Source organism: Bradyrhizobium liaoningense, assembly GCF_018130785.1.
Classification (GTDB): domain Bacteria; phylum Pseudomonadota; class Alphaproteobacteria; order Rhizobiales; family Xanthobacteraceae; genus Bradyrhizobium; species Bradyrhizobium liaoningense_A.
Window position 1 is genome coordinate 23,653 of sequence record NZ_JAFCJT010000028.1, and the last position, 12,386, is coordinate 36,038.

10 protein-coding genes and 1 pseudogene are annotated in these 12,386 nt (G+C 65.1%); 4 read left to right on the forward strand and 7 right to left on the reverse strand.

From position 1 onward, the window contains the following. Positions 1 to 37 precede the first annotated feature (37 nt). Positions 38 to 1,597: a winged helix-turn-helix domain-containing protein gene (locus JQ627_RS33690; protein WP_212488664.1), complete on the reverse strand. Its 1,560-nt coding sequence runs from the start codon at positions 1,595 to 1,597 to the stop codon at positions 38 to 40. A gap of 488 nt (positions 1,598 to 2,085) precedes the next feature. On the opposite strand from JQ627_RS33690, the gene pcaB reads away from it, so the two are divergent. Further along, entirely contained in the window at positions 2,086 to 3,447 is a 1,362-nt protein-coding gene (gene pcaB / locus JQ627_RS33695; RefSeq protein WP_212488665.1) for a 3-carboxy-cis,cis-muconate cycloisomerase, read from the forward strand. 113 nt (positions 3,448 to 3,560) lie between these two features. After that, positions 3,561 to 4,817: an aminopeptidase gene (locus JQ627_RS33700; protein WP_212488666.1), complete on the forward strand. Its 1,257-nt coding sequence runs from the start codon at positions 3,561 to 3,563 to the stop codon at positions 4,815 to 4,817. A 154-nt stretch (positions 4,818 to 4,971) separates the two neighbouring features. Here the strand turns inward: JQ627_RS33700 and JQ627_RS33705 are convergent, their stop codons facing one another. Beyond that, positions 4,972 to 5,526, reverse strand: a complete 555-nt coding sequence (locus JQ627_RS33705) for a hypothetical protein (protein ID WP_212488667.1) — start codon at positions 5,524 to 5,526, stop codon at positions 4,972 to 4,974. Positions 5,527 to 5,762: 236 nt separating this feature from the next. Between JQ627_RS33705 and JQ627_RS33710 the strand changes: the two genes are divergently transcribed. Then, positions 5,763 to 6,218, forward strand: a complete 456-nt coding sequence (locus tag JQ627_RS33710; RefSeq protein WP_212488668.1) for a cupin domain-containing protein — start codon at positions 5,763 to 5,765, stop codon at positions 6,216 to 6,218. An 80-nt stretch (positions 6,219 to 6,298) separates the two neighbouring features. On the opposite strand, the gene JQ627_RS33715 is transcribed toward JQ627_RS33710, so the two are convergent. From JQ627_RS33715 to JQ627_RS33735, 5 genes and pseudogenes are all read right to left on the reverse strand, one after another. After that, the gene (locus JQ627_RS33715; protein WP_212488669.1) at positions 6,299 to 7,351 is read right to left on the reverse strand and encodes an amidohydrolase; all 1,053 of its coding nucleotides are present in this window, start codon (positions 7,349 to 7,351) and stop codon (positions 6,299 to 6,301) included. A gap of 111 nt (positions 7,352 to 7,462) precedes the next feature. Further along, positions 7,463 to 7,985, reverse strand: a pseudogene (locus JQ627_RS33720) (hypothetical protein). Between the two features lie 65 nt (positions 7,986 to 8,050). Next, on the reverse strand, positions 8,051 to 8,866 hold the full coding sequence (locus JQ627_RS33725) for an MBL fold metallo-hydrolase (protein ID WP_212488670.1): 816 nt from the start codon (positions 8,864 to 8,866) through the stop codon (positions 8,051 to 8,053). Between the two features lie 105 nt (positions 8,867 to 8,971). After that, the gene (locus JQ627_RS33730) at positions 8,972 to 10,498 is read right to left on the reverse strand and encodes a permease (protein ID WP_212488671.1); all 1,527 of its coding nucleotides are present in this window, start codon (positions 10,496 to 10,498) and stop codon (positions 8,972 to 8,974) included. Beyond that, positions 10,495 to 11,244: an ABC transporter ATP-binding protein gene (locus JQ627_RS33735; RefSeq protein ID WP_212488713.1), complete on the reverse strand. Its 750-nt coding sequence runs from the start codon at positions 11,242 to 11,244 to the stop codon at positions 10,495 to 10,497. The genes JQ627_RS33730 and JQ627_RS33735 overlap by 4 nt, the downstream gene beginning before the upstream one ends. 262 nt (positions 11,245 to 11,506) lie before the next feature. Here JQ627_RS33735 and JQ627_RS33740 point away from each other — a divergent pair, with 262 nt between their 5' ends. Continuing rightward, the gene (locus tag JQ627_RS33740; protein ID WP_212488672.1) at positions 11,507 to 12,382 is read left to right on the forward strand and encodes a branched-chain amino acid ABC transporter permease; all 876 of its coding nucleotides are present in this window, start codon (positions 11,507 to 11,509) and stop codon (positions 12,380 to 12,382) included. Positions 12,383 to 12,386: the final 4 nt, after the last annotated feature.

Here is a 12,386-nt window from a genome sequence, read left to right on the forward strand (position 1 = left end):
CGCTCTTACCCTCCCCTGGAGGGGGAGGGTGAACCGCCTACCTCATCCCGGCGCGCCGAAACCCCTCCAGATAGTGCTCGCGATCCTCCGCCCGCCGCATCGGCAGCTCGCGCGTGAGCCAGGTGAGCGAGATGCCGGGCTGGGTGCGTTGCAAGCCCCGCAGCGCGGACGCCGCGAGCTGAGGATCACCCAACATGCCGGCGGCCGCCGTCAGCACGCGATGGGCGCCGACGAAATCGGCGCGCTGCCGCATCGACTCCCGCGCCATCTGCACGGCTCCCTCATAGTTGCGACCGATGAACTGGGCATAGGCGGCAACGCCGCAATAGATCGCCGCGAGCGGATCGCGCGGGCTCAGCCGTAGCGCGCGGCGCGCGGCGGCATCGCCGTCTTGCCACCTCCCCGCGTAGCACAGCGTCACGCCGTAGAAAGCGTGCGCCATCGCAAAATTCGGATTGAGTTGCAGCGCCAGCTCGAACTCCGCCAGCGCGTCGTCGAAGCGGCGGCGGAACAAATAAGTATATGCGAGGCCGTGATGGGCCCAGGCGTCCTCGCGATCGGCTTCCACCGCCGCGAGCGCCGCGCGTTCGGCGACCGGCACGGTCATGGCCATCTCGGCCCAGCCCATATGCGCGCCGAAGATATGGCTGGTCGCGAGCAGGCCCAGCGCCTTGCCATAGGCGGGATCGATCGCGGTCGCCTGTTCCAGCAGTCCTTGCGCGGCGGCGTTGTCCTCGCGCGTGATGCGCCAGTAATGCGACAGCGCACGCATCACGAGGTCCCAGGCGTCGAGGCTGCCCGGCGGCTTCTGCTGGGCGCGGAAGCTTTCGGCGGTATAGAGCTGCGGCTCGATCGCCGCGACGATCGCCTCGGTGATCTCGTCCTGCACGGCGAAGATGTCGGCAAGCTCGCGGTCGTAGCGCTCGGCCCAGAGATGGCTGCCGGTCGAGACGTCGTTGAGCTGCGCCGAGATGCGCAGGCGCTCGCCGCTCCGCCGCACGCTGCCTTCGAGGACATAACGTACGCCGAGCTCGCGCGCGACTTCGTGGATGTGCACGGCGCGGCCCTTGTAGACGAAGGAGGAGTTGCGGGCGACGACGAAGAACCAGCGCAGCTTCGACAGCGCCGTGATGATGTCCTCGCTGATGCCGTCGGAGAAATAGTCCTGCTCGCGGTCGCCACTCATGTTGGTGAAGGGCAGCACGGCGATCGCGGGACGGTCGGGCAGTGGGAGCGCCGCCTGCGGCGCCTGGGCGACTCGGCCCGGCTCCGGCGCGGCCGCGCCGCGCTGCGTCTGGACGGCGCCGACGAAACGGAAGCCCTTGCGCGCGATGGTGCGGATCAGCGCCTGGTTCGCGCCGCTGTCGCCGATCGCCTTGCGCGCCGCGTTGATCCGGCTGGTCAGGGTGGATTCGGAGACGCTGCGCCCGTGCCAGATCTTGTCGATCAGCTCGTCCTTGCTGACCACCCGGTCCCGGTTCTCCATGAGGTGGACGACGAGGTCGAAAACCTGCGGCTCCACGGCCACGGGAACCTGCTCGCGGCTCAGCTCGCGCCGGTCGGTGTCGAGAAGGTGGTCCCGGAACATAAACTGCACGTCGAAAACTCAACCCTCGCAATGACATCAGGCAATGATGAAATCAGAATGGATTTCGACTCGAAGTCTGTAAGTCCACTGAGCGGCCTGCCGGGTTCACCACGATCACGTGATGGCTGCTATGCCGTTTTCGGGGAGGAATACAACTTGAATGAGAATGTGGCGGGTCTGGTGGACTGTCGCGGGCTGCGCACCTGGCTCGATCTGCTGCGCGCACAATTTATCCGCGTCACCCTGAAGTGGCCGCCCTTGCCAGGGCCTCCAAAGGCGCCGGCCCGGCTACATCGCGGCCGCTCATTCGGAGGCTCTTCGTTCGCCGCTGCGTGTCGCACGCTTGGCATCTCAGGATGATGGGGTGATAGAGCGATGCGCCGTCGTAATGTCGTCGTACGGCATCGAATGTGTGGCCTGCCATGAATGTCCATTGCCGAACACCGTCACCTGCGTAAGCTGCTCTCGACACAAACACCAATCTTAAAGAAACGCCCATGCCCGCTTTTCCCGCCTCGACTACCGTGCTCGATTCCATGCTGTTCCGGGACGCCTTCGGCACGCCCGAGATGCGCGAGGTGTTTTCCGATGTCGCGCTGGTGGCGCGCTATGCCGAGGTCGAGGTGGCGCTGGCAAAGGCGGAGGCGAGATGCGGCGTGATTCCGCGGGAGGCTGCCGACCAGATCGCGGCGCGGACCAATGTCGCCGCGCTCGATTTCGATCTGCTGCGGCAGGAGACCGACATCGTCGGCTATCCGATCCTGCCGCTGGTGCATCAGATGGTGAAGCAATGCGGCGAGGCCGGCCGCTACGTGCATTGGGGCGCGACCACGCAGGACATCATGGATACCGCCGTGGTGCTGCAATTGCGCGCCGCGCTCGGGATCGTCGAGCGCGACATCGCGGAATTGCGAAACATCCTCGCGGACCTCTCGAAGCGCTACCGCGACACGCCGATGGCCGGCCGCACTCATCTCCAGCAGGCGCTGCCGGTGACGTTCGGCTACAAGACCGCGATCTGGCTCGCGATGTTCGACCGCCACGCCGAGCGTCTGGCGCAATTGAAGCCGCGCGTGCTGGTCGGCCAGTTCGCCGGCGCCGCCGGCACGCTGGCCTCGCTCGGCGACAGGGGGTTCGAGGTGCAGGAGGCGCTCTGCGCCGAACTGAAGCTCGGCGTTCCCGCCTCGACCTGGCACGTCGCGCGCGACGGCTTTGCCGAGGCCGTGAACTTCCTCGCGCTCGTCACTGGCTCGCTCGGCAAGATCGCGCTCGACATCATGATCATGGCCTCGACCGAGTTCGCCGAGGTCTACGAGCCCTTCGTCAAGGGCCGCGGTGCCTCCTCGACCATGCCGCAGAAACGCAACCCGATCTCCTCGGAGCTGATGCTCGCAGTAAGCAAGGCGGTGCGCCAGCATGCCGGCCTGATGCTGGATGCGATGGTGCAGGATTTCGAGCGCGCCACCGGGCCCTGGCATGCCGAATGGATGGCGATCCCGGAAAGCTTCGTGCTGACCGCCGGCGCGCTGCACCAGGCGAAATTCGCGCTCGCAGGCCTCATCGTCGATGAAAAGAAGATGAACGATAATCTCGCCATCAGCCGCGGCCTGATCGTGGCCGAAGCGGTCATGATGGGGCTGGCGCCGCAGATCGGGCGGCAGGAGGCGCATGACGTGGTCTATGATGCCTGCCGGCTCGCCAACGAGAAGGGGCTGACGCTGGCGGACGCGCTCTCGTCCGACGCCCGCGTATCGAGCAGAATCGACCGTGCCACCATCGATGCGCTGACTTCACCGAAAAATTACCTCGGCCTTGCTCCCGCCATGGTCGACCGGGTGCTGAAATCGGCAACGCGTTGAAAACCAAAATGCGTGAAACTGCGTATCTTCTCCGTGTCGCAAGGCGCTCGCGCACTTGCGCCCTGCGATGCTAGACTTAAATTGAACGACAGACGTTCGGCAGAGGGCCCCGCATGATTGATTACCGCAATTCCGCCACTCCCATCGATCCCGCAAAACTCGACCGGCTGGCCGAGGTCGCGGTGAAGGTGGGCCTGGGCTTGCGGCCGGGCCAGGATCTGCTCTTGACGGCGCCTGCGATCGCGTTGCCCCTGGTACGGCGGATCGCCGTGCATGCCTACAAGGCCGGCGCCGGCATCGTGACGCCGATTCTCTCCGACGAAGAGATGACGCTGGCGCGCTACCGTCACGGTCACGACAGCAGCTTCGATCACGCCGCCAACTGGCTCTATGAGGGCATGGCCAAGGCATTCTCCGACAATACCGCGCGGCTCGCCATCGTCGGCGACAATCCGATGCTGCTGTCCGGCGAAGATCCTTCCAAGGTGGCGCGCGCCAGCAAGGCCAATTCGATAGCCTATCAGCCGGCGCTGGAAAAAATCGTCAATTTCGACACCAACTGGAACATCATCGCCTATCCGAGCCCGTCATGGGCCAAGCAGGTCTTCCCTGATGATCCCGAGGACGTTGCGATCGGCAAGCTGGCAGACGCGATCTTCGCGGCGTCCCGCGTCGACCGCGAGGACGCGATAGGTAATTGGGCGAGCCACAACGCGGTGCTGCGCGAGCGCACCAACTGGCTCAACGGCCAGCGTTTTCGCGCGCTGCAATACGCAGGTCCCGGCATCGACCTCACCATCGGGCTTGCCGACGGACACGAGTGGGAAGGCGGCGCCTCGCTGTCCAAGAACGGCATTAGCTGCAACGCCAACATCCCGACCGAAGAGGTTTTCACCACGCCGCACTGCCGGCGCGTCTATGGCCATGTCGTGAGCTCGAAGCCGCTGTCCTACCAGGGCACGCTGATCGACAACATCGCGGTGCGTTTCGAGGACGGCAAGATCGTCGACGCAAAGGCCTCGCGCGGCGCGGAGGTGCTGAACAAGGTGCTCGACACCGACGAAGGCGCGCGGCGTCTCGGCGAGGTGGCGCTGGTGCCGCATTCCTCGCCGATCTCGCAGAGCGGGCTGTTGTTCTACAACACGCTGTTCGACGAGAACGCGGCCTCGCACATCGCGCTCGGGCAGTGCTATTCGAAATGCTTCGTCAACGGCGCGCAGCTGACGCCGCAGCAGATCGCCGCGCAAGGCGGCAATCAGAGCCTGATCCATATCGACTGGATGATCGGCTCTGCCGAGACCGACATCGACGGCATTCTCGCCGACGGCAGCAAGGTACCGGTGTTCCGCAAGGGCGAGTGGGCGAAGTAGCGCGTCGTGTGGCCATCCTTCGAGGCGCCCGCCGCTGGCGGGCTCCTCAGGACGAGGTCTCGTTTCGCGGCGAAATCTCAGACCCTCATGGTGAGGAGCGCCGTTTACGGCGCGTCTCGAACCATGCAGGCCGAACGCGCCCTCTCAGAGCCCCTCACGCCGCTGCGTTGCGCAGCATCGGGTTGTTGTCGATGCTGAAGCGGTTGAACAGCGTCGTGAACGGGCTGCCGTCGGTGGCCCGCACGATGGCGTCGGAAGCGGCCACCGCTTCGTAAAGCGCGCCGACGGGATCGCCCGCTTCAGGCAGGTCGAGCGCGCCACGGATTTCCTCTCTCGCCTCGTTGACATCGTCCTGGTCGTCGAGTGCCGCCTCCAGCGCATCGGCCGCGCGTCGCATCTCCTCGAGATCGCCGCCGGCGGAGCATTTGAGAATGTCGAGCCAGTAGGGGCGGGCGACGACGAGCTGGATGAAGGTCTCGAAACTCTCCGCGATAATTCCTGCGCGGCCCTCGGATGAGACGTAGAGCACATTCTGCGACGGCAGCAGCACGAACGCGCCGCCGGAGCCGTCACTGCCGATCTGGCGGGGACCTTCGACGCCGTCGATGGTGAACCAGGGCTCCTCGTCGGCTGCGAAGGAAACATCCAGGCTGCCGAGCCAGGCGACGACCTCGCCTTGGGCTTTCAGAACCTCCGGGGTGAGGGGCATCGGTGTGGGCTCCTTCGGTTGCTTTCGCGCACTTTGTCGCACCCCGAAAAAGTTGGGTTCATGTGCGCGAATTTGCAGGCAAATCGCGACGTTAACCTCTTCGCATCTGCAACTTGCGGCTGATTGTGGGGGCCTGCGTAAGAAAGAATTAAAAACCGGCTACTAGCGTTCCAACATCTTTCGAAACAATCCGGGCCCAGACCCGGCCATACATATTATATTCCCTGGGGAAGCAGATGTCGCCGTCATTGATTGAAATCAGTAATTGTAACGTGGATCTCGAGCTGCGGCCGATCGAGCCGTCCTGGATCATCGAAGGTAATCCGGTGTCGCGCTCGCACATCCTGTCCACCAGCGCCGACGGCACCGCATCGACCATTATCTGGCACTGCACCGAAGGGCGCTTCAACTGGTACTACGATATCGACGAGACGATCATGATCATGGAAGGATCGATCGTGCTCGAAAGCGACGGCATGCCGCCGAAGCGCTACGGCCCGGGCGACGTCATTTTCTTCCGCGACGGCGCGCATGCCAAATGGCATGTCGAAGGCCACGTCAAGAAGATCGCGTTCTGCCGCAAGACCAATCCCGTGATGATCGGCTTCCTGATCCGCGTCGTCAACAAGCTCAAGCGGATGTTCGTCTCCGCCGGCGAGCGCCGTCCCGCCTCGCTGTTGGGGGCTGGCTAGGGTTTAGACATTTTCAAGGACGCTTCCCAGCGGCCACGACGGAAGAGGGGCCGGGACCGACATCCCGGCCCCTCTTCTCGTCATGACGGCAGTTCGAGCCGGTAGACATCGGTCGCCGTCTGGGAGAACAGCGCCGTCTTCTCGGCCTCGCTCAAGGGCGCCGCGATGCGCTTGAAGGCGTTGAAGATCACCTGGTAGCTGCACTGGCCCTTGTCCGGCGGGAAATTGCTCTCGAACATCGCGCGCTTGGGCCCGAACGCCTCGATGCAGGTCTCGACATAGGGCCGCCAGGCCGCGGCAAGCTCTTCGGATGACGGGGGCCTGGGCCGCAGGTGGAAATCGTAGCCGAGCAGGCACATTGCGAGACCGCCGAGCTTCACCGCGACGTTCTCGCACTTCGCGATCTCCTGGATCGACGCGCGCCACTGCGGGAACACCTCTTCGCGCCTCCCGGCAAAGCGGCCGACGCCAGCCGGACCGCCGCAATGGTCGAGCACGATCTTGGTGTCGGGAAAGGCGCGCGCCAGCTCGGTCAGCTCGCCGATCTGCGGGTGAAACAGCCAGGCATCGAAGCTCAGGTTCAGCGGCGCGAGGCAGGCAAAGCCCTTGCGGAAGGTCGGGTCCTGCAACAATGCCTTGGGCCGATTGGCATACATGCCGGCGACCACAGGGTCCTGGTCCCAGGCCGAGGAATGCCTGATGCCGCGGAAGCGGCCGTTGCCCGCCGCGATCTCGGCTTCCAGCACCGGCTTGGCGGCATCGCCCAGCAGCAGGTTCACGTGGCTGACGATGCCCGCGCAGATCGCGGCCGTACCGTAGCCGCCGCTTGCGCTCATGGCGGCGACGCCGTTGGCGAACTCGACTTCGCCGACCGGCCGGAATGCCTCGGGCCCGTGCGCGCGATACATCGAACGGCAGTCGACATAGACGGTGGCGATGATGCTGTGCCCGGAGCCGATATCGGCCGCCATCTCCTCGATCAGGTAGCGATGCCCGCGATTCCAGAGATGGTGGTGGGGATCGACGATCGGACGGCCCGGATCGATGATCTCTTCCTGATATTGCGCGAGCCAGTCCTCGCGCGGCTCGACGAATAGCCCGCTCGTGTTGGCGGGCAGACCGCTTGCAGCCATCGGCATTCGCTCCCTCGGTGTTTTATGGTGGGAGCCTAGCATCTCGTCTTCGCATCCAGCTGCGCGCGCTGCGCAACGGCGCCCGTCGGCGTGAGCACAGCGGCGCTGCGCTCAGCCCTTGCGCCGCCTCGCTCTCACATCGACCACAAGGCGCCAATCTGTTGCCGTGGCAGGCTTGACCTCGCCAAGCCAATGGAAGGACTCGGCCGTGATCTCTGTAAAACTCCAGCGCGTCAGATCGCCCGCATCGGTCGTGCCTTCCTGCACGATGTCCTCGCCGCGCGGCCGGCCGATCTGCTGGCGGAACACGCAGCGCGCCGGATCGAACCAGCAAATCCGCCACACGGAAATGGAGGGGTCGTAGACCCGCAGCGTCGTGCCGTACCAGTTGCCGGCGATCGGAAAGGCCGGCACGCCGCGCGGGGCGGGGAATAATCCAGACATCCTGGACGGCACGGCCTTCCAGCACCCAGCCGAAATGGATTTCGCCGGGCGCAATGTGCCTGGTTCCATCAGGTCCATGAGCGGTGATCTCGGCATCCCAGTCGCCGACGAAGCGGCCGTAAAGCCGGAGCGCCGCCGCGTGCTCGGGGTTCGGTCCGTCCGCGTGCAAAAGTCTCACAAAGTCGGTCATGTCGATCTCCTGTCGTGAGGAGATCAGCACGAACGAACGGCAATCGACTTGGAGAAAATTGCGCGTCACACGCCGTCGAGGATGATGACCGTCGGCGTCGTCGGCAGCGCGTCCCGCGATATCCGGAAGGAGCGCTCGCTGCGCCGGTCGATCTCGAACTGCCGGCCGATGAGGTGCATGAACTCGTCGAACGGGGTAGCGAAGCGGTGCATCGGCAGCACCACAGAGGCGCGCAGCCGCTTGGTGATCTCGGAGACGCCGTCGAGCGACATGGTGTAGGTGCCGTCGATCGGCACCATCACGATGTCGAGCCGCCCGATCTGGGCGAAATGGGTTTCGTCGAGCTTGTGGTGGAGATGGCCGAGATGGCCGATGCAGAGCCCGGCGACCTCGAAGATGAAGATCGAGTTGCCGTCGCGGATCATGTCGATGCCGGAATCGTCACCGAAATAGCGGCGGATGTCGGTCGTGACGTTGCGGATGAAGGTATCGCCGATGCGCTCCGACACGATGGCCGGCTTGCCGTCCTCACCCCAGCCATGCAGCACATGGGGAATGCGCTTGTCGGGAAATAGAGAGTAGTGGGTACTGTGCGCCCGGTTCATCGTGACGACATCGGGCAGACGTCCGACCTGGTAGGCGCCGCTGTAGTCGGTCGCGATGCGCAGGCCGCCGGGCGTGTCGATGAAATAGGTGGAATGGCCGGCATAGGTGATCTGGACCTCAGCCGCCGCTGCCGCCTGCCGGAACGCCACTGGTATGGCGCGCGGCGCGGCATTCGCCATCGCCAGGCATTCACTGCGCTGAGGTGGCTGCTGAGCGAGTGCAGGAGAGAGGAATGCGCCGAACAGCGCCAGAGCCGCTGAAACCAGTCGCCGCATGAATCCGTCCCCGATGACTTCAGCAGAAGTCTAGCGTGCAATGCAGTGCGTGGCCAAGGGGCCGCGATCAACAGCGCGTCAGTGTCGCAGCCTCACTCCCGGCTTCTAGTTGCGCTTTGGGCTAAACTTCCAGGTGATGGCAACGAGGCTGGCTGTGATCAGGCCGCTGATGAGGCCGGCGATCGGCAAGGCGAGCAGCAGTGCGGCGCTGGCGGCCCAGCCGATCGAGGAAAAGGCTTCTGCGAAGGTCGCAAGCCGGGACGAGGTCTGGCGGCGGCGGAATTGGCTGCGCCGGGCCTGCACGCGGAACCAGAGCTGGATCGCGGTGGCGGAGGCGGCGCTGATGATGATCGCGCCGGCGCTGACCGCGGCCTGGAACGGCGAGGCGAACGCGAGTGCTGCGACCAGCGGGCAGAAGATGACGGCGATTGCGATCAGCACCACCTCGATCTTGGCGCGGATGACGCTGGATGGCGTCAGCGGCGCGGTCGCGACCAGGTCAGGGGCGTCCTCGCCCGAGATCGTCAGCCAGGCGAGTCCGCCGGCGAGCTGTCCCGCGGCCATGACCATCACAGGCGTGATCAGCGTCAGCGCCGCCGAGCTGTCGGCAAAGCTGCGCCAGAGCAGCAGCGCCGGCGGCACCAGATAGAGCAGCTGCATCAGCGTCTGCGAGACCAGCCAGGGATCGCGCCAGAGCAGCGAGAATTCCTTGCGCCGCAGCGCCTGTTGCCGCGATCCGCCGCGGAACGGGCGCTCCTTTGCACGCCTGCGGCCCGAGGTGCCGTAAGCCGCGGCATCGATCGCGGTGTCGGCAAAGCGGCCCGAGAAGATCGCCATCACGCTTCCGAGCAGCACGAGCCCGAGCGCCAGGAGCAGCAGCAACGCCTCGCTATCGCCCATCGTCGCCCGCGCCGGCCACCACCAGATGCTGTCGGCATCGGGCGCGTAGGCGGCGAGGCTGCCGGAGGTCAGGATGGTGAAGCGCGACAGCGTGCCATAGGACATGATCGCGGCGACCTGGAGCGCGATCACGAAACCTGCGCCGATGATCGCGGCGAGGATCTGGGCCACGAAGCGCGTGCGGGCCGGGCCGATCAGGCGGAACAGCAGGATGGTGACGGCGATCGCGATCGCCGCGGCCGACAGGCCCATGGCGACGACGACGCCGAATGCCGCAAGCCATCGCGCGCCGCCGCCGAACACCAGCACGTCGATGAAGGGCGTCGAGAACAAGAGCGCCATCACCGTGACGGTGAGCGCGATCGCGGCGATGCGCACCGAGAAGAGATTGGCCAGCGTCGCGGGCGAGGACATGATGAGGTCGAGGTCAGCGCGGGCGTAGAACACCCGCGTCACCGATTCGATCGCCTGCGACAGCATCAGGGTCCAGGCGAGAAAGATCGTCGCCGAGATCACGATCAGCGAGGATTTGTCGAGCGGCAGTTGCAGGTCGGCGAAGCGGCCGATCACGGCCCAGGCCGGCACGTGCAGCAGTGCCGCGAAGAACAGCAGGCCGATCATTGCGGCGCGCGCCCGCTTGCGCCGGCCGCCGGTCATCATGGCGAACCATTCGCGCCAGGCGAGCCGAAGCTCGTGGCGCGCAAACCAGGACAGAGCGGTTGCCGAGCTCATGCGGCTTCCTGGAGCGTCACCAGCGCGATGAAGAGATCTTCCAGGCTGGTGTCGGCATGGCCGTTCTGCTGGCGCAATTCAGTAAGCGTGCCCTCCGCAACCAGGCGGCCGGAGGCGATCACGCCGATGCGGTCGGCCATGCGCTCGGCAACCTCGAGAATATGCGTGGTCATGATGACGGTGCAGCCGGCGCGGACGCGATCGCTGAGGAGGCCCTTCACGTGACGGGCGGAAACGGCGTCGAGGCCGGTCAGCGGTTCATCGAGGATGATGAGGCGGGGATCGTGCACCAGCGCGCCGGCCAGAGCGACCTTCTGGCGCATGCCCTTGGAAAAGCCTTCGCAGCGTTCGTGCCGGTGCCGCTCGAGCCCGAGCGAGCTCAGCAGCTCCTCGGCGACCGGTTCCGAGACGGATGGCGCGATGCCCCAGAGGCCGGCGACGAATTCGAGATACTCCAGCGGGGTGAGCTTGTCGTAGATCATGGGCTCGTCGGAGACCCACGCCATCACCTGCTTGGCGGCGACGGGATTTGCGAGCGCATCGATGCCGAAGATCGAGACCGCGCCAGCATCGGGCCGCAACAGGCCCGCAACCATGCGCAAAGTGGTGGTCTTGCCGGCGCCGTTGGGGCCGACCAGCGCATAGAATTCGCCGGCGTGGATGGTGAGATCGAGGCTGTCGACCGCCAGACGGTCAAAACGCTTCGTTAACCCCAGCACTTCCAGCGCAGACTTGTCCGGCTTCATGACGGCCACACCATCCGGTTTTGCATCGCTCGCGACCATGATCCCAAGATGTTTCGGCACCGTGAATCTACGGCCCACAAATTCCGCCATCCGGTTGCTACTAATGGCAAGTCACCGTTTGTTGACAGCGCTGGACGGTTCAGGCTGAATTGCCCCGGGACGAATGGCGCTAACGCGGCGAAACGACCGCGTAGCGACTGGACACAAGATGCAGCAACGCGGTCGCGAAGAACCGCCGGTTGTATCGGGAGGATGCGCGGCGATGCTGGATTTCGTTCAGCAGCTGGTCAGCGGTGTTGCCCTCGGCTGCGTCTACGGCCTGATCGCGCTCGGCTTCGTGCTCGTCTACAAGGCCACCGAGGTCGTCAATTTCGCCCAGGGCGACTTGATGATGCTGGGCGGCTTCTTCGCCTTCACCTTCATCGGCATGATGGGACTGAACTACTGGATCGGCTTTGCCGGTGCGGTGGCTGCCATGGCGTTGTTCGGCATGCTGGCGGAGCGCGTGGTGGTGCGGCCGATCCTCGGCTATCCGCAATTCTCCATCATCATGGCGACCATCGGCCTCGGCTATTTCCTGCGCTCGGTCGCCGGGATGATCTGGGGCACCGACGATCTGAAGATCGAGACGCCGTTCAGCCAGGGCGTGCTGCGCGTCGGCTCGCTGGTGCTGGCCTATGACAAGCTCTCGGTGATCGCCGCGACGGTCATCCTCTGCACGCTGCTCTGGCTGTTTTTCAACAAGACCACGCTCGGCACGGCGATGCGCGCCAGTTCGGAGAACATGCTGGCGGCCTATTACATGGGCATCCCGGTCAAGCGCGTGGTGTCGGTCGTCTGGGCGATCAGCGCGGCGGTCGCGACCTGCGCCGGCGTGCTGCTGGCGCCGATCACCTTCATCCATTCCAATGTCGGCCTCGTGCTCGGTCTCAAGGCCTTCCCGGCCGCAGTGCTCGGCGGCTTCGGCTCGATCCCCGGTGCGGTCGTCGGCGGCGTCCTGATCGGCGTGATCGAGAGCATGGCCGGCTTCTATCTGGCGGAGGGCTGGAAGGACGTCGCGCCCTACATCGTGCTGCTGGCCGTGCTGCTCTTGAAGCCTGAAGGCCTGTTCGGCCTCCACGTCCGCAAGAAGGTCTGAACGC

What these genes read in the sequence shown, in the direction of transcription:
- JQ627_RS33705 (WP_212488667.1), bottom strand. Translation starts at nt 5,526, where the DNA reads ATGCCCCTCACCCCGGAGGTTCTGAAAGCCCAAGGCGAGGTCGTCGCC.
- pcaB (WP_212488665.1), top strand. Translation starts at nt 2,086, where the DNA reads ATGCCCGCTTTTCCCGCCTCGACTACCGTGCTCGATTCCATGCTGTTC.
- JQ627_RS33700 (WP_212488666.1), top strand. Translation starts at nt 3,561, where the DNA reads ATGATTGATTACCGCAATTCCGCCACTCCCATCGATCCCGCAAAACTC.
- JQ627_RS33730 (WP_212488671.1), bottom strand. Translation starts at nt 10,498, where the DNA reads ATGAGCTCGGCAACCGCTCTGTCCTGGTTTGCGCGCCACGAGCTTCGG.
- JQ627_RS33740 (WP_212488672.1), top strand. Translation starts at nt 11,507, where the DNA reads ATGCTGGATTTCGTTCAGCAGCTGGTCAGCGGTGTTGCCCTCGGCTGC.
- JQ627_RS33715 (WP_212488669.1), bottom strand. Translation starts at nt 7,351, where the DNA reads ATGGCTGCAAGCGGTCTGCCCGCCAACACGAGCGGGCTATTCGTCGAG.
- JQ627_RS33725 (WP_212488670.1), bottom strand. Translation starts at nt 8,866, where the DNA reads ATGCGGCGACTGGTTTCAGCGGCTCTGGCGCTGTTCGGCGCATTCCTC.
- JQ627_RS33710 (WP_212488668.1), top strand. Translation starts at nt 5,763, where the DNA reads ATGTCGCCGTCATTGATTGAAATCAGTAATTGTAACGTGGATCTCGAG.
- JQ627_RS33735 (WP_212488713.1), bottom strand. Translation starts at nt 11,244, where the DNA reads ATGAAGCCGGACAAGTCTGCGCTGGAAGTGCTGGGGTTAACGAAGCGT.